The 20140-nt window shown below is 73.0% G+C and carries 19 protein-coding genes; 3 read left to right on the forward strand and 16 right to left on the reverse strand.

Translation table 11 applies throughout. From position 1 onward, the window contains the following. Positions 1 to 28: 28 nt before the first annotated feature. Positions 29 to 388, forward strand: a complete 360-nt coding sequence (locus tag AB0J04_RS23855) for an excisionase (RefSeq protein ID WP_363170571.1) — start codon at positions 29 to 31, stop codon at positions 386 to 388. Positions 389 to 837: 449 nt separating this feature from the next. Here the strand turns inward: AB0J04_RS23855 and AB0J04_RS23860 are convergent, their stop codons facing one another. The 14 genes from AB0J04_RS23860 to AB0J04_RS23925 form a co-directional block, all read right to left on the reverse strand. Next, on the reverse strand, positions 838 to 1146 hold the full coding sequence (locus tag AB0J04_RS23860) for a hypothetical protein (RefSeq protein ID WP_363170572.1): 309 nt from the start codon (positions 1144 to 1146) through the stop codon (positions 838 to 840). A gap of 109 nt (positions 1147 to 1255) precedes the next feature. Next, the gene (locus AB0J04_RS23865; RefSeq protein ID WP_363170573.1) at positions 1256 to 2233 is read right to left on the reverse strand and encodes a sugar kinase; all 978 of its coding nucleotides are present in this window, start codon (positions 2231 to 2233) and stop codon (positions 1256 to 1258) included. Positions 2234 to 2243: 10 nt separating this feature from the next. Then, positions 2244 to 3050 carry an SMP-30/gluconolactonase/LRE family protein gene (locus AB0J04_RS23870; RefSeq protein WP_363170574.1) on the reverse strand — a complete coding sequence of 269 codons (807 nt, stop codon included), beginning with the start codon at positions 3048 to 3050 and terminating at the stop codon, positions 2244 to 2246. After that, the gene (locus AB0J04_RS23875; RefSeq protein ID WP_363170575.1) at positions 3044 to 3673 is read right to left on the reverse strand and encodes a bifunctional 4-hydroxy-2-oxoglutarate aldolase/2-dehydro-3-deoxy-phosphogluconate aldolase; all 630 of its coding nucleotides are present in this window, start codon (positions 3671 to 3673) and stop codon (positions 3044 to 3046) included. Before AB0J04_RS23875 ends, AB0J04_RS23870 begins: the two co-directional genes overlap by 7 nt. Before the next feature lie 44 nt (positions 3674 to 3717). Beyond that, positions 3718 to 4515 carry a hypothetical protein gene (locus AB0J04_RS23880; RefSeq protein ID WP_363170576.1) on the reverse strand — a complete coding sequence of 266 codons (798 nt, stop codon included), beginning with the start codon at positions 4513 to 4515 and terminating at the stop codon, positions 3718 to 3720. Beyond that, entirely contained in the window at positions 4509 to 5654 is a 1146-nt protein-coding gene (gene dgoD, locus AB0J04_RS23885; RefSeq protein ID WP_363170577.1) for a galactonate dehydratase, read from the reverse strand. Before dgoD ends, AB0J04_RS23880 begins: the two co-directional genes overlap by 7 nt. Continuing rightward, complete coding sequence (locus AB0J04_RS23890; RefSeq protein WP_363170578.1) at positions 5651 to 6412, reverse strand: FadR/GntR family transcriptional regulator; 762 nt, start codon at positions 6410 to 6412, stop codon at positions 5651 to 5653. Before AB0J04_RS23890 ends, dgoD begins: the two co-directional genes overlap by 4 nt. Positions 6413 to 6463: 51 nt before the next feature. After that, complete coding sequence (locus tag AB0J04_RS23895; protein WP_363170579.1) at positions 6464 to 7222, reverse strand: glucose 1-dehydrogenase; 759 nt, start codon at positions 7220 to 7222, stop codon at positions 6464 to 6466. An 82-nt stretch (positions 7223 to 7304) separates the two neighbouring features. After that, entirely contained in the window at positions 7305 to 9428 is a 2124-nt protein-coding gene (locus tag AB0J04_RS23900; RefSeq protein WP_363170580.1) for an alpha-galactosidase, read from the reverse strand. Further along, positions 9425 to 10348: a carbohydrate ABC transporter permease gene (locus tag AB0J04_RS23905; protein WP_363170581.1), complete on the reverse strand. Its 924-nt coding sequence runs from the start codon at positions 10346 to 10348 to the stop codon at positions 9425 to 9427. Before AB0J04_RS23905 ends, AB0J04_RS23900 begins: the two co-directional genes overlap by 4 nt. After that, complete coding sequence (locus AB0J04_RS23910; protein WP_363170599.1) at positions 10348 to 11244, reverse strand: sugar ABC transporter permease; 897 nt, start codon at positions 11242 to 11244, stop codon at positions 10348 to 10350. Before AB0J04_RS23910 ends, AB0J04_RS23905 begins: the two co-directional genes overlap by 1 nt. A gap of 2 nt (positions 11245 to 11246) precedes the next feature. Then, positions 11247 to 12539: an ABC transporter substrate-binding protein gene (locus AB0J04_RS23915; RefSeq protein WP_363170582.1), complete on the reverse strand. Its 1293-nt coding sequence runs from the start codon at positions 12537 to 12539 to the stop codon at positions 11247 to 11249. 141 nt (positions 12540 to 12680) lie between these two features. Next, entirely contained in the window at positions 12681 to 14813 is a 2133-nt protein-coding gene (locus AB0J04_RS23920; protein WP_363170583.1) for a glycoside hydrolase family 27 protein, read from the reverse strand. 191 nt (positions 14814 to 15004) lie between these two features. Beyond that, complete coding sequence (locus AB0J04_RS23925; RefSeq protein WP_363170584.1) at positions 15005 to 15694, reverse strand: hypothetical protein; 690 nt, start codon at positions 15692 to 15694, stop codon at positions 15005 to 15007. A 119-nt stretch (positions 15695 to 15813) separates the two neighbouring features. On the opposite strand from AB0J04_RS23925, the gene AB0J04_RS23930 reads away from it, so the two are divergent. After that, positions 15814 to 15981, forward strand: a complete 168-nt coding sequence (locus AB0J04_RS23930; RefSeq protein WP_363170585.1) for a hypothetical protein — start codon at positions 15814 to 15816, stop codon at positions 15979 to 15981. On the opposite strand, the gene AB0J04_RS23935 is transcribed toward AB0J04_RS23930, so the two are convergent. Next, positions 15962 to 16609, reverse strand: a complete 648-nt coding sequence (locus AB0J04_RS23935) for a dihydrofolate reductase family protein (RefSeq protein WP_363170586.1) — start codon at positions 16607 to 16609, stop codon at positions 15962 to 15964. The two genes, AB0J04_RS23930 and AB0J04_RS23935, sit on opposite strands and share 20 nt — an antisense overlap. A gap of 278 nt (positions 16610 to 16887) precedes the next feature. Here AB0J04_RS23935 and AB0J04_RS23940 point away from each other — a divergent pair, with 278 nt between their 5' ends. Then, positions 16888 to 17208 (forward strand): DUF6191 domain-containing protein, encoded by a 321-nt coding sequence (locus AB0J04_RS23940; protein ID WP_363170587.1) that lies wholly within the window; start codon positions 16888 to 16890, stop codon positions 17206 to 17208. A 43-nt stretch (positions 17209 to 17251) separates the two neighbouring features. Here AB0J04_RS23940 and AB0J04_RS23945 read toward each other — a convergent pair whose 3' ends face one another. Then, entirely contained in the window at positions 17252 to 20008 is a 2757-nt protein-coding gene (locus AB0J04_RS23945; protein ID WP_363170588.1) for an AAA family ATPase, read from the reverse strand. Positions 20009 to 20140: the final 132 nt, after the last annotated feature.

Below are 20140 nucleotides of genomic sequence, written 5' to 3' on the forward strand. Positions count from 1 at the left end.
AGGGTCACCATGTCGAAGGGAGGGTGTGATGGAGACACCGTCGGACTGGGAGGACCGGCTCGCGCGCTGGCAGAGCGAGCTGGAGCTGTTCGAGCAGCTGGACGAGACACCGTGGGTCACGCTGGCCAAGGCAGCGGCCGAGACCGGCGTTTCCCGCTCGGCCCTGCGGTCCTGGTACCGCAACGGCGAGATCCGGTCACGGCTGGTGGACGGCCCCAACGGGCCGCAGCGCCTGGTCCAGCTGGACGCGGTGATCGAACGCGCCGCCGCGTCACCGCGCATCCAGCGCAGAGCGGAACGGGAAGTCAGCCTGGAAGCCCAGGTCACCCTGCTACGGCACCGGGTCGACCAGCTTGAGCTGCGGCTGGCGGCGCTGGAGCGGAAGTGACCGGCGCGGGCAGCAGCGTGCGAGCGGCCCGGAACTGCCCGCAACGGAACTCACCGCGGCCGCCGTGGACACGGACCGCGCCGGACCAGTGCTTACCGGGCCGCGTCCAGTGCCGACAACTGCCACCGTGCCCACCGCGCCCGCGTCCCGGTGCGCACAGGTGCGCCGACGTCCGGTACACCGCCGCCGCGGACCGGGCCTCCGGCTTCACCCCCGAGTCCAGCAACCCCCACACCCACTCCGGATCACCGTTCACCGGCAGCCACGGATCCGCCCACCGCGCACCCGCCTTGGGCAGAGCGGCCCGCCGCCGACCCGACAGACGACGCCCGCCGCACGCTCGGCTCCGCGTCGGCCGATCGCAGTCCAAGCTGCCTGGCCGGCCATCCGTGCATGTCGTACAGAAGCCATCGGATCTCCGCCTCCGCACGGCGGGAAGTCGAATGCCGTCAGTCGGCCAGCATCACGGCCAGGAGCAGCAGGAGCGTCACCGGCAGCAGCGTGATCACCAGAGCCGCTCCGGCCACCAGGACGCGGAACGTTCTGAACGAGCGGCGGTGGGGCAGGGCCCAGGCGGCGGCGAACAGTGCGAGGGCCCAGTAGATCACCGCTCCGTACTGGCCCATGCCCGCCTGTGCCCGGATCGCGCTGTACTCCAGGGCGAGGACCGGCAGGCCGAGCGCGGACGCCACCAGGGGGACCCTCCACCAGGTCGGGTGGTCTGCTCGGCGCCGAGGCGCGGCGGTCTGCGTCGTCATGAGAGCCACTTCATCAGCGCCGGCGGCCGCGGACATGGGGGCGCGTACTCATCTGTGAGGCGCGTTCCGTCTGAGTAGGGAGCTCGGGCGCGGTCATCAACCACACCGATCAGTCGATCACGGCGGCCCGCCACGCCTCCTCGTCGGCGTCCAGAAGCGTCGCGATGAGGGCGGGTGCGGGCAGCGGACCGTGGTCGGCGGGGACCCTCAGGGCCGAGGCCGCGGTCAGGTGGCCCAGTCGCAGGGCGCGGTCCACGGGCAGTCGGCGCAGCAGACCGCTGAGGAATCCGGCGGCGAAGGCGTCGCCCGCGCCGACCGGTTCGGCAACGCGCACGGTCAGGGCGGGCACGCTGCGGACGACGGTCCCCACGAACGCGGTGGCGGCGCGGTCCCCGTCCTTCACGACGAGGACGTGCGGGCCGGACAGCAGGGCGCGGACCTGCTCGGCGTCGGTGATCCCGTCCCCCCACAGCGCCTGCGCCTCGTCGAGGCCGACGAGGACGATGTCGGCCCGGTCCGCGAGCGCCCGCAGCACGTCGGCGGCGGAGCGTCCGGCCCACAGGGCGCGGCGGTGGTTGACGTCGAAGCTGACGGGCCACGGGCGGTCGGGGCGCAGCGCGCGTTCGACGAGGGCGTGGCAGCCGGGCGACAGGGCGGGCGTGATGCCGCTGAGATGGACGAGCGCGGCGCCCGCCACCGCGGGGTCGTCGAGCACGTCGGGGGTGAGGGCCGAGGCGGCGGAGCCGGCACGGTGGTAGTGGACGCGGGTGCCGTGCGCGCCCGGGTCCTTGAGGAGCAGTCCGGTGGGCCGCTCCGGGTCGGTGCGGACGCCGCTGACGTCGACGCCGCCCGCGGCGATCCGGGCGCGGACGCGGCGGCCGAAGGGGTCGTCGCCGACCGCGGAGACCCAGCGGGCGGGGATGCCGTGGTCGGCGAGGTAGAGGGCGACGTTCGACTCGGCGCCCGCGATGTCGACGCGCAGCAGATCGGCGTCGTCCAACGGTCCGAGAGGGTCGGGGGCGAGGGCGGCCATGGTCTCGCCGACGCAGACCACGGGGCCGGGGCGCAGGGGCCGGTGCGTGCTCAAGGTGGGGTTCCTAGGGTGCGTCGGCGCGGTACGCCGGGCGGTAGGGGGCGGCCGGGGCGCCGGGGACGTCCACCCGGACCGCGAAGACGGCGCCGTCGAGGGGGCCCGGGGCGGCCAGGCCGATGTGCGCGCTGGTGACGAGGAGCGTACGGCCGTCGGGGCCGCCGAGGCAGAGTCCCGCGGGCTGCCCGGCGGGCACGTCGACCACTCGGTCGAGGCTCCCGTCGGGGCGATAGCGGTGGACCTGCCCGGCGCCCCAGACGGCGGTCCACAGGCCGCCCTCGACGTCGGTGGTCATGCCGTCGGGGCTGCCGGAACCGAGGGTGACGAAGGGTTCGGGGGCGCCCAGGTCGCCGCTTGCGCGGTCCACCGGGTAGCGGCTGACGACCCCACGGGCGCTGTCGGCGAGGTACATGACAGCGCCGTCGGCGCTGAAGGCCGGGCCGTTGGGGATCGTGACGTCCCGCAGGACGCGGGTCACGCGGCCGTCGCGGTCCAGGCGGTAGAGGGAGCCCGCCTTCCCGGTGGCCTCGTGCGCCATGCTGCCCGCCCAGAAGCGGCCGTGCGGGTCGGCGACGCCGTCGTTCATGCGCATCGGCACGGGTGCGTCGTCCTCGGGGCGGGCGATCCAGTCGGCGCGGCCCGCGGCGTCGATGCGGCAGAAGCCGGTGCCCGCCGCCGCGACCCAGTGGCCGGGGCGACCCGCCAACGGGGCCACGGCGCCCAGCGGGCAGGGCAGTCGGGTGATCGGCGCGAGCGGCGCGTCGGGCCCGTCGGGCAGGGCGAGCAGCCGACCGGTGAGGATGTCGGTCAGCACGGCGCGCGGACGACGTCCAGGAAGGCACGGGCGCGCTCGCGCAGGGCGGTGAGGTCGCCGCCCTCGGCTGCGTCGCCGACCAGAGGCGATCCGACGCCGACGGCCGTGGCTCCCTCGCGCAGGTAGTCGGCGGCGGCCGCCGCGTCCACTCCGCCGACGGGTACGAAGGGCAGGTCCGGGAAGGGCCCGCGCAGGTCCCGCAGATAACCGGGGCCCCCGGCGCTGCCCGCCGGGAAGATCTTGAGGGCGTCGGCGCCGAGCCGCAGCGCCTGGAGGATGTCGGTGGGCGTCATCACTCCGGCGAGTACGGGGAGTCCGAGTTCCCGCCCGGTGGCGATGCCGTCGCTGACCCCGGGGGAGACGAGGAAGGCGGCCCCGGCCTTCCGGGCGGCCCGGGCGTCGTCGGAGCTGAGGACGGTTCCGGCGCCTAGGGTCGCGTCGGGGCCGAGCGCGGCGCGGGCGCGCGCGATGACGTCGAGCGCGTCCCGCCCGGAGAGGGAGACCTCGATCAGGGTGACGCCCTCCTCGACGAGGGTGAGCACGGTGGTCAGCGCGGCGTCCGGGTCGCTGCCGCGGACGATGGCGAGCAGTCGGCGGGCGCGCAGCGCGGCGAGCAGGTTCATCCGGCATCCCTTCCGGTGATGGGGGTTCAGGTCTTCGGGTGGGTTCAGGCGTGGCGGGTCGCGGCGACGGTGAGCCGCCAGGCGACCTCGCCGGTCGAGGGCACGACGGCAGTGTCGCCGTCGTCGGCCACGGCGCGGTCGAAGACGCGGCCGAGCATCGGCTCGACGCCGATCGAGCGGTACGGCGCGCCCCGGGGGAAGCCGCCGAGGTTGCGCCAGAGGGCGACCGCGACCGGTTGCCCGTCGGCCTCGACGGACAGGTGCAGCGTGTCCGCGCCGTCGTGCACGGACACCCCGGGGGTGAGGACGACCGCTCCGACGGCGCTCCCGTCGTCCGGGCCGAGCCGGTCCAACCGCACGCCGTCGACGCTGGGCCAGGCGCCGGCGACCCAGCGGTGGCCCTCGTCCGGGTAGAGCCGGGTCAGCGCCGGTCCGACGACGCCGATCCGGGCGGCGGGGGAGAGGTCCAGCAGGGCGTGGGCGGCCCACACGAAGCGGTAGCCGGGCTCGGCGGCGAGCGTGTAGTCGACGACGACAGCGTCCTCCCGCTCGCCGATGCGCCGGGTCAGACGGAAGTCGGGGCACTGCGCGACCTCCTCTTCCCCCGCCCTGCGCCAGGGCCGTGACCAGGCGTCCCCGTGGTCGGGCAGTCCACGCACGGTGGGCACGCACTCCTCCAGCCCGCCGGCGTCGGCGAAGGGGGCGCCGGGCCGGACCCCTTGGCGGCGCGGCTCGGCGCGGTGCCACAGCCACTCGCGGCCGCCGGCGGTCAGCGACGTCCAGCGTCCGCCGTGGTCCGGGTCGGCGGCGACGCGGACGGACAGCCGCGTGGCGCTCACCATTCGGCGAAGGAGCCGTCGGCGTGCCGCCAGACGGGGTTGCGCCAGGCATGGCCGGACCGGTCGGCGGCGCGGACCGCGTCCTCGTCGACGGCGATGCCGAGCCCGGGAGTTGCGGTGCGGTGCGCCTGGCCGTCGACGAATCGGAAGGGCTCGGTGTCGACCAGGTAGGACAGCAGGTCGGCGTCCTTGTTGTAGTGGATGCCCCGGCTCTGCTCCTGGATCAGGAAGTTGGGCGTGGCGAAGGCGACCTGGAGGCTGGCGGCCAGCGCGATGGGACCGAGCGGGCAGTGCGGCGCCAGGTGGGCGCCGAAGGTCTCGGCGAGCGAGGCGATCCGGGTGACCTCCGAGATCCCGCCGGCGTGCGAGAGGTCCGGCTGGGCCACGGCGACGCCCGCGGTCAGCGCCGGGAGGAAGTCGGCGCGCCCGTAGAGCCGTTCGCCGGTGGCCACCGGCACGGACGAGGCGGCGACCAGCCCGGGCAGCAGGTGTGCCTGCTCCGGCAGGACGGGTTCCTCGACGAACAGCGGGTGCAGCGGGGCTATCTCGTGGAGCACGCGCCGCGCGTTGGCGGCGCTGAAGCGGCCGTGGAAGTCGACGGCGACGTCACGGTGCGGGCCCAGGGCCGCGCGGGCGGCCGCCACGCGCTCGACGACGGCAGCCGTCTCGGCGGGGCTGCCGATCGGCGGGGTGCGCCCGGCGGCGTTCATCTTGACGGCGGTGAAGCCGGCCTCCACCTGCGCGGTGACCTCGTCCGTGAGCCGCCGGGGTTCGTCGCCGCCGACCCAGGCGTACACCCGGACGGCGTCGCGGACCGGGCCGCCGAGCAAGGTGTGCACCGGCACCCCGAGGGCGCGGCCCGCGATGTCCCACAGGGCTTGGTCGAGGCCGGCGACGGCGCTCGAGAGGACCGGGCCGCCGCGGTAGAAGCCGCCCTTGCTCAGCACCTGCCAGTGGTCCTGGATGCGCAGCGGGTCCTGGCCCACCAGGTACTCCGCCAGCACTTCGACGGCCGACCGGACCACCTCGGCCCGGCCCTCCACCACCGGCTCGCCCCAGCCGACGACGCCGTCGTCGGTCTCGATGCGGCAGAACAGCCAACGGGGCGGGACGAGGAAGGTCTCGACGCGCACGATCTTCACTGTGTCCGGCCGTCCTTCTGCTCGGCGGAGCCGTTCGCGCCCTGGGGCCCGGACGGGCCGCCGAGCTTGTCGAGGTCGCGCGTGGCCTGGTCGAGCAGGGCGCGCATGGCGTGTTCGGCGGCGTCCGGGTCCCGGTCGCGCACGGCGTCGAGGACGGCTCGGTGGCTGGGGACCGGGTCCTCGCTGTGGGGGGCGCTGTGCACGAGCCGGTCGCGCTGGGCCAGGCCCGACTCGATGACCATTTCCATGCGTTCCAGCAGTTCGTTGTGGGTCGCGGCGAGCAGCGCCCGGTGGAAGGCGAGGTCGGCCTCGACGGCGTCGCTCGCGCCCCCCTGCCGGCCCATCGCGGTCAGTGCCGCCTCCAACGCCTCGAGGTCGGCGTCGGTGCGGCGGGCCGCGGCCAGCCGCACGGCGGCGGGTTCGATGATGCCGCGGACCTCGCCGAGGTTGCGCAGCAGCGCCGGGTCGGCGCCGGTGCCGTCGCTCTCGGAGAACTGCCAGCGCAGCACGTCGGCGTCGAGCAGGTTCCAGTCGGAGCGGGGCCGGACGAAGGTGCCGCGTTTCTGCCGGGCGTCGACCATGCCCTTGGCCGCGAGCACCTTGAGCGATTCACGCAGGGCCGTCAGGCTGACGTCCAGCTCGCTCTGGAGGGCCGCCATGTCGAGCGTCGCTCCCTCGGGGATCTCGCCGCTGAGCACCCGGCGGGCGAGGGTCTCCACGGTCTGGCCGTGCACCCCGCGGCGTGCGTATGGCGTCATGTGTGTGTGCCTTTCTTGCTGGTCGGTCGATGGCCGGAGCGGTCGGCTCCGTCAGGCGGAGTCCTTGGCGACGCTCCAGCCGCCGTCCACGAGCAGGCTCGATCCGGTGATGTAGGAGGCTTCGTCGGCGGCGAGGAAGGCGACGGCGGCGGCGACCTCCTCGGGGGTGCCGAAGCGGCGCACCGCGGTTCCGGCGGCGCTGAGCTCGCGATCGGCCGGCGGGACCCGGTCCCAGGCGGCGGTCAGGATCGGTCCCGGCAGGACGGCGTTGACGCGGACCCCGGGGCCGTACTCGACGGCGAGCTGGCCGCACAGCGACAGCAGCGCTCCCTTGCTCGCCGCGTACGCCGGATGGCCGGGGATCCCCCGGTGGGCGTGGACGGAGGAGACGAGCACCACGGCCCCCTGGTGCTCGCGCAGATCGGGCAACGCCGCCCTGACCCCCAGGAAGGCGCCGGTGAGGTTGACCGAGAGCTGCCGGTCCCAGGAGACGAGGCTGGTCTCGTGCGCCGGTGCGACCGCCACCGTGTAGGCGTTGCTGACCAGGACGCCCACGGGCCCGAAGGCGTGGGCGGCGCCGATCACCCGCCGCCAGTCGTCCTCGCGCGCGACGTCGGCGGCGACGAAGAGGGCCCGGGACCCGTCCTCGCGCAGCCGTTCCGCGGTCTGCGCACCGCGTTCGGCGGCGATGTCGACCAGGACGACGGCCGCGCCCTCCGCGGCGAGGCGTGCCGCGGTGGCCGCGCCGATGCCCGACGCGGCGCCGGTGACGACGGCGACGCGGTTGGTGAAGCGGGCGGCTGCGTTCATGGGGTGGATCGTCTCCTGTTCGCGAGGGAGGTGGGGTGCAGATGTTCGAGAGTCGAGTGGGATGCAGATTCTTCCGCTGTCGTCACTGCCGGGCCAGGACGATCAACTCCGCGTCGTGTCCGGCGGTCCAGGCGAACGGCAGCCCCGAGTGGAGCAGATACGCGCCGCTGTAGCGGGTGCCGGTGCCGGTGCCGGTGGCGGCGTCGGTGTAGACGGCGGCCGGCGGCAGGCCGCGCAGGCGCAGCCGGGCGGCCCGGCCGGGCACCAGCGGCGCGCCGTCGAGCGGGCCGGTGTTCCAGGCCGTCACCACCACGCGGGCGCCGCCCGGCTCCGCGTACTGGATGCCGCAGGTCGGGTCGGCGGGGCTGCCGAGCAGGCTCACCTCGCCGTGGTGGACGACGTCGCGGATCTCCTTGTAGCGGGCGATCCACTCGGTGGCCTCGGCGCGCTGCCGCGGCGTCCAGCGGCGGATGTCGGCGCCGATGCCCAGGACTCCGGCGATGGAGTTGACGAACCGGAAGGCGAGGGAGCGGGGCCGCGGGTCGAAGACTCCGGGGGCGTCGGTGACCCAGGAGCTCATGGTGTGCGGGGCGTGCGCGTGGAGGTAGCCGTACTGGATGCGCAGCCGGTCCATGGGCGCGGTGTTGTCGCTGGGCCACACCACGTCGGTGCGGGCGAGAGTGGCGTGCTCGACGCGGGCGCCGCCGCCGGCGCAGCCCTCGACGGTGACGTGCGGGTGGACGGCGCGCAGGTGGTCCAGGACGCGCAGGTAGCCGGCGACATGGCCGGCGTCGAGGTCCTGGAGCTCGGGGTCGGGACCGGCCGGGTGGCCGGGACGGCCACGCTCGGTGGGCGGCCGGTTCATGTCCCACTTGAGGTAGCTGATGGCGTGGGAGCCGAGCAGCCGGTCGAAGGTGCCGATGACGAACTCCTGGACGTCCGCACGGCCGAGGTCGAGCAGCAACTGGTTGCGGACGAGCGTCGCGGGCCGGCCCTCGATCCGGTACACCCACTCGGGATGCTCGGCGTAGAGCCTGGAGCGGGGGCTGATGCCCTCGGGCTCCACCCACAGGCCGAAGTCCATGCCGAGGGCGCGGACGTCCGTCACGAACCGGTCGAACCCGCCGGGGAACCCGGCCGGGTCAGGGTCCCAGTCGCCGAGGCCGCCGGTGTCGTCGGGGCGTCCGGTGAACCAGCCGTCGTCGACGACGAAGAGTTCGGCGCCCAGCTCCGCGGCCGCCCTGGCGAGCTCCAGCTGTCCGGCGGCGTCGACGTCGAAGCCGGTCGCCTCCCACGAGTTGTAGAGGACCTTGCGCGGCCGGTCGATGCGCTCGCCGGTGAGGTGCCGCTCGTAGCGGTGCCACACGCGGGCCAGCCCGTCGAGCCCGTCCGGGCTGAAGGCGCAGGCCAGCCGGGGCGTGACGAGGGTGGCGCCGGGGGAGAGGCGGACCGCGCCCTCGTGAGGCACCCGGCCGGCGCGCACCCGTACCGCGCCGCCGGGCTCGGCGTCGGCGGTGATCCGCCAGTTGCCCGACCACTCCAGGGCGATGCCGTAGGTGGGGGTGGCGCCCTCGGCGGGGTCGGCGGCGTCCTGGACCGCGAGCCAGGGGTGGTACGCGTGCCCGGCCGCGCCCTGGGTGCTCTCCATCTCGAAGCGGCCGCGCTCCAGCTCCAGGTGCTTCAGCTGGAACTCCTGCGACCACTGTCCGGCCAAGTACGTCAGCCGCGCGCCGCCCTGGACGGGGACGTTGACGGCGGCGGAGTCGAAGCGCTCCAGGCGCACCTCGTCCGCACCGGTGCAGGTGAGCTCCGTCCAGCGCAGGACGACGTCGGTGCCGGGCGCCGTCGCGTAGCACAGCATGGTGCGCAGGCCGAGCAGATCGTCGGCGAACTCCAGGCGCAGCGCCCGGTCGCCGTCCTGCGTGGCGCCGGTGAAGCGCCACCAGCTCCCGCGGTCGCCGCCGGGGCGGGCGGCGACCAGGTCCGCGCCGGTGAACGGCCGCAGCCCGTAGGGGATGTACTCGGCCGGGGCTGCGTCGGCGGGGACGAGGAAGTGGGTGCGCCGCGACCGGTCCATGGGCGACGGCCCGTCCTCGACGCCGTGCGGTCCCCAGGCGGCGAGTTCGGCCCAGCGGCCGTCGCCGCCGAGGGTGACGGCGTAGGTGGTGGTGTCGGTGCGCAGCAGCCACCGGTCGTGCGAGGTCACTTGACGGCTCCGAGGTTCAGTCCGGCCACGAAGTAGCGCTGGAAGCGGAGGAAGACGGCCACCGTCGGGGCGGCGGCGATCACCGAGCCGGCCGCGATCACGTTCCACATGGACACGTACTGGCCCTGCAGTCCGAGGAGGGAGGCGGTGATGGGCATCTGGGTGTCGGTGCGCAGCACGGTGATGGCCCACAGCAGATCGTTGAAGATCCAGGTGAACGACAACGCGGTCAGCGCGGCCAGCGCGGGGCGGGCCAGCGGCAGGATGATCCGCCGGTAGATCTGCCACGGGTTCGCGCCGTCGATGACGGCGGCCTGCTGGATCTCGCCGGGGATCGCCCGCATGAAGCCGTGCAGGACGAAGACGTAGAAGCCGACGCCGAAGCCGACCTGCACGCCGATCAGGGCGTACAACCGGTCGTAGATGCCCAGCACTTCGCTGAGCTTGGAGACCGGGATCAGCAGGATCTGCGGGGGCAGCAGGTTGCCGCCGAGCATGAGCAGCAGCAGGGCGCGCCGGAAGGGCAGGTCGTAGCGGCTGAGCGCGAACGCCGCCATGGAGGCGAGGCCGAGCGAGAGCAGCACGGTGGGGAGGGTGACGAGCAGGCTGTTGATGAGGGCACGCTGCTGGCCGCCGTCCACCCACGCCTGGCGGAAGCTGTCGAAGGTGAACGAGTGCGGCCAACTGCCGACACCGTGCGCGGCGATGTCGTCGAACGTGCGGGTGCTGGTGACCAGTACGAGGACGATCGGCAGCAGCCACAGCGCGGACAGCAGGCCCGCGGTGAGATGGAAGCCGGTGGTGCGCAGGGCGCGCCCGCGCACGACGGGGCGGCGGGGCGCCGCGACCTTGCCGGGGCCGGCCCGGCCCGCGGGGCTCTCGGCGTCCTTGACGTGCGCGGTCGCGTCGGTGGCGGTCATCAGTCGGCCTCCCGGAAGGCGCGCACGAGGTAGCCCGCGATGACGCCGAAGGCCAGCACGAAGATGACGACGGCGAGCGCGGAGCCGTATCCCAGCCGCAGGGACTGGAACGCGGTGGAGTACATGTAGGTGCTCAGCAGTTCGGAGGAGTGGTACGGGCCGCCGCGGGTGAGCGCCCACACCACGTCGAACGAGCGCAGCGAGTCGATGACGATCACCGACAGGACGACCGCGTTGACACTGCGCAGCTGGGGCAGGGTGATGTGCCTGAACTGCTGCAGGCGGGTGGCGCCGTCGACCTTCGCCGCCTCGTACAGCACGGGGTCGATGCCCTTGAGGCCGGCCAGGTACAGCACCATCACATAGCCGACCTGACGCCACAGCGCGGGCACGATGACCGCGTAGAGGGCGGTGTCCTGGTCGGCGAGCCAGGCGTGCTGCCAGCCGCCGAGGCCTACGCCCTCCAGCACGTTGTTGATCAGGCCGTCCGGCTGGTACATGGCCTGCCACACCAGCGCGGTCGCGACCAGGGAGAAGACCACCGGCAGGAAGAGCGCCGCCCGGTAGAACCCGATGCCGCGCCGCTCCTGCTGGAGCAGCAGCGCGGCGCCGAGCCCGAGGGCGGCAGAGAGCCCGCCGAAGAACAGCAGCCACAGCACCGTGTCGATCGCGGCGGTGCGGAAGACCGCGTCGTGCAGCATCTCGCTGTAGTTGTCGAGGCCGACGAACTCCGGGGTCCCCAGGCCGTCCCAGGAGGTCAGGGAGAGGTAGAAGCCCTGGAGGGCCGGCCAGAAGACCCAGAACGCCTCGGCGAGCAGCGGGACGAGGACGAAGGCCAGGACCACCGGGGGCACCCGGGTGGGCCTGGACCGTCGGGTGGGGGCGAGCAGCGCCATGGTCACTGGCTCCAGATCTTCTGTGCGCTGCGCTGCCACGTGGTGAGGATGGAGCCGATCTCCTTGGGCTTGGCCAGATAGTGCACCAGCGCGGTGTCGGCGGTCGGCTGGAGGGCGTCGCTGGAGTCCCGGTTGAAGAACTGGGTCAGATCGGTGGCGCTCTCGATGAGCTTGCGGCCTTTGAGGACCAGCGGGGTGCCCGTGTCCTTGGCGTCGGGGTGTGTGGGCAGCGTGGTGCCGGAGCCGCTCTTGAGGTAGAGCTCCTGCGACTCGGCGGTGGCCAGGTAGCGCAGCAGTTCCTTGACCCCGTCGGCGCGCTTGGTGCGGGCGCCGGCGAAGAAGCCGTCGGTGGGCGCCTCCTCGGCGACCGGCACCTTCGGGTCGATGATGGGGAACTGGAAGAAGTCCAGGTCGCCCAGGGCGTCCTTGGGGGCGGCGTCGGCGAAGAAGGTGCCGATGAGCATCATGCCGGTGCGGCCCTGGAGGAGGGCGGTGGTGGCGTCCTGGAAGGGGATGGCCGTGCCGTCGGGGTCGAAGTACGGGCGGGCCTCGTCCCACTTGTCGAAGACCTTGCGGACCTCGGGGTCGTCGAAGCGGTGCTTGCCCGCGAGGAGTTCACGGTGGTAGGCGGCGCCGTTGACGCGGATGTCGAGGTAGTCGAACCAGGCGGAGGCGACCCAGGGGGTGTCGCCGCCGGCGCCGAGGCCGATCGGGGCGATGCCCTTGCTCTTGAGCCTGTCGCACAGGTCGAGGAACTCGTCCCAGGTCCTGGGCTCCTTGACGCCCCATTTGGCGAAGTTCGACTTCCGGTAGAACATGCCCCACCAGTAGTAGCTGGTGGGCACGAAGACCTTCTTGCCGGTGGAGGCCGAGGTGCACAGTTTCTTCAGCGCGTCGGAGTATCCGGAGAGCTCGGGTCCTTCCCATATGTCGTCGAGGCCGAGCAGCAGGTCCTTCGTGGCGTACGACTCGGCGACGGAGCCGGGGTACCAGGTGTAGACGTCCGGCGGGTTGGCCGAGGTGAGGTAGGTCGGCAGCTGGGTGCGGAAGGTCTCCGCCGCGACGGTGTTGAGCTGTGCCTCGGTGTCGCCGCGCTTGTCGAAGGCGGCGACGATCGCCTGCAGCGCGGTCTTGGCCTGCGGGGAGGAGAGGTTGGACTGCAGGGTCACCGGGCCGCCGGACTTTCCTCCGGAGGCGGACGGGCTCTGGGTGACGCAGCCGCTGAGCAGCGCGCCGGCGCCGACTGCGCCTGTTCCTGCGAGGAATCTGCGGCGGGTGGCGTTGAAGGCGGTCATCTGTGCACTCCCTATGTGCCCACGGAACGGAGCTGAGGCCCCCTGACGGCCCGGCTCCCGTGCGGCAGGCACAGCCTGGCGCAGGGGTCCGGGCACCGTCAAGATTAATTACTAATTTATGTTGCCAGTGCTGTGCGGAGCTCAGAGCTCGGTCTGGTGGACGCGGCCGTCCACCCCGCGGAAGGCGGCCAGCACGCCGCCGTCCGCTCCGGCGACGCCGCCGAGAGCGCCGTCGAACGCGCCGCTGACGAAGTCGTCGTTCTTGCTCCAGCCCGCCCAGCCGCCGGATGCGCTCCAACTGCGCGTCCAGAGCGTGTAGTCACCGGCGCGGGCGTACAGGTGCACCGTGCCGCCGGAGGCCACCAGCGTCGGACTGCCGCTGATCGTGCCGCCGAGGGCCGTCCAGTCCGACCAGGCGCCGGAGGCGTCGCGAGTCCGCGACCACACCGAGTCCTCGGAGGTGCGCACGGCCACGTGCAGCCGCCCGGCGTCGTCGACGACGGCCGACGGGCGTCCGTAGAACGGACGGTCCTGCGGCGCGCCCAGCGAGGTCCAGCCGCCCGCCGGGCCGCGGGACCACAGCCTGCCGTCCGCGCCGCGGGCGAACAGCGTCCAGTCGTCCGGTCCCGCGAAGGCCGCGGTCGGCGCGTCCGTCAGCGTCCCGCCGAGGCTCTGCCAGCGGCCCCAGCGCCCGTTCGCGTACACGCGCCGGTAGGAGGTGTCGTCGGTGCCGCGCACGAAGACGTCGATCCGGCCGCCCGCCGAGGCGTACGCGGCGGGCTGGCCGAGGAAACGACCCTGCGTCGGGCCGCCCAACTCGGTGGTCCTGGCCCTGGACCAGTCACCGCCGCGCGCGGTCTGCGCGCGCAGCGCGCCGTCCGTGCCACGGGTGAAGACGATCAGGTCCGCGCCGTCGCGCACCAGCGCCGGGCTCGCCGAGGAGCGGCCGGGCAACTGCGCGCCCGGGGCGTCGTCGGCGCCGGTCAGCTTGAGGAAGGCCGTCCCGTGCGCGGGGACGCGCACCGTGTACGAGCCGCTGAAGGCGCCGCGCGAGGTACGGGCCCGCAGATCGCGCACCTCGACCCTGCCCGTCAGGCCCGCGTCGGCGAAGGTCACCGTGCGGTCCTGCGCCTGGTCGGAGCGGTTGAGCAGGACGACGGCCCGCTTGCCGGCGCCCTTCAGCACCTTGCTGTACACGTCGCCGACGGAGTCGGTCGCCACGCGGGCGCCCTGGATGCCCAGCGCGTCCTGGTCGACGGCGAGGATCTCGGGGTTGCGCAGGGTGTCGATCATCGACTGCGGCAGAGTGCGCGGGTCGCTGCCGAGGACCAGCGGCGAGGCCATCTCGGCCCACATCACGAACTGCGTGACGGACTCCTCCTCGGTCAGCTCGTAGCCGCCCTCGGTGAGCTTGCGCATCGGGATGAGGTAGTCCGGGTCGTTCCAGTGCCCGGGGCCCTGGGCCTCGGGGTGCCAGGCGTTGGCGTCCATGCTGCGCAGGATGTTGGGCCACTGGCCCGCCGTCGGGGTGCCCCAGGCGAGATCGGTGCCGGTGCGCCAGGAGTCGGCGGTGGTGGGCCCGTAGACGTAGGCGTTGTGCGCGTCCTGCTCGGGGGTGTGCGGCATGCCCCAGTCGTCGGTGAGCGGGTTGCACAGGTTGAGCAGCATCTTCCGCCCGGACTTGGCGACGGCGTCGCTGAACCCCTTGAAAGCCGGGCCCGGGTCGAGCCCCGCGCCGATGCCGCACAGGAAGTCGACCTTGATGGCGTCGACCTTCCAGTCGGCGAACTGGCGGGCGTCCTCCTCGTAGTGGCCACGGCTGCCCAGGCCGCACCACTTGCCGCCGTCGTACGCGCCCGCGTCGGTGTAGATGCCCGCCTTGAGACCGCGCTGGTGAAGGTAGGTCACCAACGCGGGGATGCCGGAGGGGAAGCGGGCGGGGTGGGCCACGAGCCGGCCCGTCTCCGGGTCGCGCGGCTGGTCCGCCTGCCAACCGCCGTCCAGCCAGACGATGTCGTAGCCGCTGTCGCGCAGCCCGCTGCTGACGAGGTGGTCGGCGACCTTCCTGACCTGGTCCTCCGTCGGGGCGCCGAGCCCGTAGTAGGTGTTCCATCCCATGTACGGCGTGGGGGTGAGGCCGCTGTCGTAGTACTGCGGCGCGCCCTGGTCGTCCCCGGCGTGTGCCGTCGGCACGGCCGACCCGACCAGCACGACGGCGCCGAGTGCCGCCGCGGTCCGCCGCAGCGCCGCCGTCCCCGCACGTTGTGAAGCCACTGAAGTCTCCCGAGAGTTGAGGTGCTCTGGGCACGCTGCTCCGGTCGTGCCGGGCGCCGGTGCCACGGCGGAAACTGTGCCCAGGCCCCTCAACCCTGTCAATATTAATTGCTAATTAACTTAAAAACGGGGTCTCGCAGTGGCGCACGCAGGCCCCGCACGGTGTCGTGCGGGGCCCGGTGTCGTGCGGGTCAGGGGCAGCTGATGCGGGTGTCGCCCGCGTCGGTCGTGCAGGTGTCCGTGTTGAGGCCGCCGTTGGCGGTGTCGTTGCCGGACACGCTGTCGACGGTGTTGAGGTTGTCGGCGCCGGAGTTGCCGATCAGGTTGTCGTTGCCGGGGCCCGCGGTCAGGGTGTCGTTGCCGGAGCCGCCGTCGAGGCGGTCGTTGCCGTACCCGCCGTGGACGGTGTCGTTGCCGTTGCCCGCGTTGACGGTGTCGTCGCCGCCGAGGGCGCAGATCACGTCGTTGCCGAAGGTGCCGGTGATGGTGTCGTTGCCGCTGGTGCCGACGCGGGTGCAGCCGCGTGCGTTGTTGAGCGTGGTGGTCGTCGTCGCGGTGTTGTCGCCGGAGTTCGGGTCGGTCTGTGCGGCGGTGACCGTGGCCCGGTCGGTGAGGGTGCCGGTGGCCCGCGGTTCGACGGCTCCGTCGGACTGCTGCACCGCCGTGTCGTCGGCGCGATCGTCGGCGGCGATGGAGGTGAGCACCTTGCCGTCACCGCTGAAGGCGGCATCCAGGCCGCCCGGGGCCGCGGCCGCGGTGCCGGGGATGATCAGGACGAGCGCAAGGACACTCGCCGCGACGGTCCCGGCCCGGGCCGGGAAGAACCGGCGGCGGCGATTGCCGTGTCGCTGCCGCGCCGGTCGTACCTGTGGGGTGAACATGCGCGACAGCCTTCCGCCGCCCGCACCACGCCGCCGTCCACCACGAGTGCCGTTGCACTCACCGGCCGCACGAATCCATCCGAGTGGACGAGCGCGGCCGGACGGCTGCGCACGCCGCTGTGCGGCACCACAGTCACAGGATCCACCGGGACATCGAACCCGCCGGCATCCCACTGCTCGACGGCCACGACGTGACGCCCGTCGGCGACATCCACCGCCTCGGACGGCTCATCGGCTGGATCCTCACCGGGACCTGGCCGCAGGCCGTCACAGACCCGCACGGGTGAACGTCACATGCGTGACCCCGCTGGGCGAGGAAGTCGCCTCGACCTCGTAGTCCTTCTCGACGCCCTCCAGTCCGTCCCAGAGGCGTACGCCTCGGCCGAGCAGGATCGGGACGACCACGATGTGCATGCGGTCGACGAGCCCGGCGGCAAGGAAGTCGCGGACCACGGTGGGTCCGCCGCCGATGCGTACGTCCTGGGCGCCCGCGGCCTCGCGGGCCGTCTCGAGCGCCTCGGCGGGCGAAGCGTCGAGGAAGTGGAACGTCGTGCCGCCTTCCATCTCGATCGGCGGGCGCGGGTGACGGGTGAGGACGAAGGTCGGTGTGTGGAACGGCGGGTTCGGCCCCCACCAGCCTTTCCACGCCGGGTCCTCGTGCCATCCGGGCGGGCCGAACTTCCCGGCGCCCATGATCTCGGCGCCGATCCCGGGCGTGAACTGCTGCGCGAAGGCGTCGTCGAGACCGCCGGTCCCGCCGGGTCGGCCGGTCGCCGTGTGCCAGAACCGGGTCGTGAACATCCACTCGTGCAGCCGTTCGCCGGCGTGGCCGAACGGCGCGTCACGGCTCAGGCCCTCACCGGTGCCGAAGCCGTCGAGCGAGATGGAGAAGTTGTGGACGCGGGCGAGTGACATGACTGGCGACTCCTTTCCGTCTGCCGGTCCATTCTCGTCGGATCAGCACAGTCCCGCACGAGGATGGCCCCCGTGGTGAACGGCTGTCGGCACGGAAGTCCGGAGAAGCGTCACGCAGGCGTAGGCGTCCTGGAGGACGGAGGTCCGGTCGTCTCGTGTCCGCCTCCGCCTCCGCCTCCGCCTCCGCCTCCGCCTCCGGATCCGGAGGCGGATCCGGATCCGGACGCGGAGGCGAACAGCCGTGTCGGCGCGGGCCGGTCGGACCGAATACTGGGGGCATGGGATTCGCCGTCTTCATGACTCTGCCCGGACTGGTCATCGTGCTCACCGTCGTGGCCTTCGTCGATCAGCTGTTGCTGCGCGCGGGGCGAGCCGGGCTGTTGCCGTGGCGCAACAGCGTCAGGCAAGGACAGATCTCGGCAACCGGTTTCGAGCAGCTTCACGCGAGCTTCTCGCCGGGCAAGCAGAGCGAACTGAAGGAGCGCCGGTCGGCGCTCATCCTGAGGGACGACGAGGAGGACGGGGCGCCGCCGAACCGGACCATGGTGGATCTGGAGGGTGGAACAGCGGTCGTCCGGATGCCTTCGGCCGGCCGATAGGGCAAGCGCCGGTCCGCCGAACGTCCCGGTGCAGGCCGGTGTTTCAGGCTGTCGTCGTGTCGTCTTCGTGCTGCAGGGCGGGGATCTCTTTGCGGGAGGAGACGCCGAGTTTGGAGAAGACCTTGCGCAGGTGCCATTCGACGGTGTGGGGGCTGAGAAGCAGGTGGGCTCCGATCTCGGGGTTGGTCAGCCCGTCGCGGGCGAGACGGGCGATCTGCGCTTCCCGGGAGGTGAGGGGGGTCTGGTGTGCGGCGGAGCGGCGGCGGACCTTGGCTCCGGTGGCCTGGAGCTCGCGTCGTGCGCGTTCCGCGAACCCGTCGGCCCCGATACGGCTGAGCATGTCGTGGGCGGTTCCCAGCTGGAGACGGGCGTCGGCGCCACGGTTCTCCCGGCGCAGCCACTCGCCGTGGAGGAGCCGGGCGCGGGCCGTGTCCATCCGGATCTCGGTCGTGTCGAGCCGCTCGATCGCCTCCCGGTACAGGGCGTCGGCCGCCTGCTCTTCGCCGACCAGAGCCCGTGCGAGGGCCGCGTTGCCCAGAGCCCAGTCGGTGCCGGTGCCCAGCGCCATGTCGCTGATCCTTCGGACCTCGTCGGCGGCGTCCGCCGGTCGTCCCCGTCGTGCCGAGGCCTCGATGAGCTCCATCATGGACGCGATGGTGTGGCCCATCTCCTCCGGGTTCCGGCATCCGCGCCGGGCGGCGGCATAGGCCTCCTCGTGGCGGCCGAGGCCGTTGTAGAGCACGGACGCCGCCCACTGGGTGTCGGCGATCACCTTCGGCTGTCCGCCCAGCATGTGTTCTTGGGTGATTGCCTTGATCGCCTGGAGCGTGGCGGATTCCCGGCCCTTCCACGGCTCGAGGAACAGCGCTCCGTAGAGAGCCCAGATGTCCTTGCCGGTGGCCTCGCCGATCGCCACGTTCTCCACGACCAGAGACTGCGCGTCATCGAGGTCGCCGGCCCGGACCCGGTTGCCGATGCGGTGAAGGAGCGCGGTCGGCAGCACGGACAGATCTCCCGTCTCCCGGGCCAGGCCGACCAGCCGCGCAGAGAGCACGGACCAGGTCTCGAAGTCCCACGCGTCCTGAGCCAGCCCACACGCCAGAGGGAGCCAGCCGAGCCCTTCCTCCTTCGAGACCTCGCCGGTGCGGAAGGCGGCCAGCGCCGCCAGCAGCGTCGGCGCCCCGGCACAGTAACCGTCGGTGATCATCCGGGCCAGGCCTTCGAGGAGCTGAGGGCCCCGCGTGGGCCCGGCGGGCTTCGGCGCGGCGAGAACGGCCTCGGCCAGGTCGCGCGGTACGCGGCCGGCGGTGAGCGCGGCGAACATCGCGTCCCGGTAGGTGGCGCGGGCGAGTTCGGAATCGTGGCGCTCGAGGTGCTTGGCCGCCTCGGTCATCAGCGGCAGCCCGTAGTGCGCGCCTTGAGTGAGGAACGTGATCTGACCGCGCAGCAGTGTCAACTTCGCCGTGCCGAGCTCGTCGAGGGGGCTCTGTTCCGCCGCGTTCGCCAGTTCGCGCGCGGCGCCGAACGCGCCGGCCTGGTACTTGGCCTGGGTGGCTGCCAGCGCTCTGGCCCCGCGGCGGGCGGCGTCGGGCGTCAGTTCGACGGCCCGGGCCAGAAACGCCGCCGCGGCGGCGACTCCGCCGCGCGCCTGCGCCCGGTCCGCCGAGTGCTCCAGCTCGGCGGCCACCGTCTCGTCGGGCACTGAGGTCGCGCACGCCAGGTGCCAGGCTCGGCGATCGGGATCGAGGCGGGCGTCGGTCGCGTCCGCCAACGCTTTGTGCACCTTGTGCCGGTCGGACAGCGCCGCCGCCCGGTAGGCCGCCGACCGCACGAGCGGGTGCCGGAAGCGCACGCGCGCGCCGAATGTGATCAGCCCGGACGTTTCGGCGTGCACCGCTGCCGCGTCCGCCGCGATCCCCAGCCGTTCGGCCGCGCGTCGCAGCAGTGTCACGTCGCCGACCGGCTCGGCGGCGGCGGTCAGCAGCAGACGTTGCGTCTCTGCCGGGAGTGACTGGACACGACGGAGGAAGCCCTGCTCTATCTGACTCGACAGGGGTTGCGCGTCGGGGCCCGCGAAGCCGCCGGCCATCTCGGCCGCGGTCAGCCCGCGGGGAAGCTCCAGCAGGGCCAGCGGGTTGCCGCGCGTCTCGGACACGATGCGCTCACGCACCCGCTCGTCGAGCGGGCCGGGGATGACCGAGTCGAGGAGCGTACGCGAGTCGTTGCCGGTCAGCCCTGTGATGTGGAGTTCGGGGAGGCCGGCGAGCGTTTCGCCGGGGCTCGGCTCACGGACCGCGAAGACGAGCAGGACCGACTCCGCGAGCAGTCGGCGGGCGACGAACTCCAAAGTCTGCGCCGACACGCGGTCCAGCCATTGCGCGTCGTCGACGACGCAGAGCAGCGGCTGCTCTGCTCCGCTGTCGGCGAGGAGGCTCAGCGTGGCCAGGCCCACGAGGAACCGGTTGGGCGCAGGGCCGCCCCGCAGACCGAGTGCCGTGGCGAGCGCGTCGCGCTGAGGCTCCGGGAGCGAGTCGAGGCCGGCGATGAGGGGAGCGCAGAGCTGGTGCAGCCCGGCATAGGAGAGCTCCACCTCGGACTGGACGCCGGCGGCTTCGACGACACGGCATCCGGCGGAACGCCCGAGGAGGTACTTCAACAGCTCGGTCTTGCCGATCCCCGGCTCCCCGCGCAGGACCAGAGCCGCACTGCGCCCGGCGCTGGCGGCCGCCAGAGCGTCGTCGAGGGCCCGGCATTCGTTCCTCCGCCCGAGGAGTCGGACTCGTGAGCCGCCGCTTGTCATGGCAGTTCCTCTGTACAGGCCGCACGAGCCGCGTCGGCACAGCGGCCGGGTGGCCCTCAGGACAGTCCCGAACGCTCCCGCCGTGGGTCGGTCGGGCCTTGCAGCCCGGCGGGGGAAAAGCGAATGCAGACG

The sequence above is a fragment of the Streptomyces sp. NPDC050263 genome (assembly GCF_040655955.1).
In the GTDB taxonomy this organism is placed as follows: domain Bacteria; phylum Actinomycetota; class Actinomycetes; order Streptomycetales; family Streptomycetaceae; genus Streptomyces.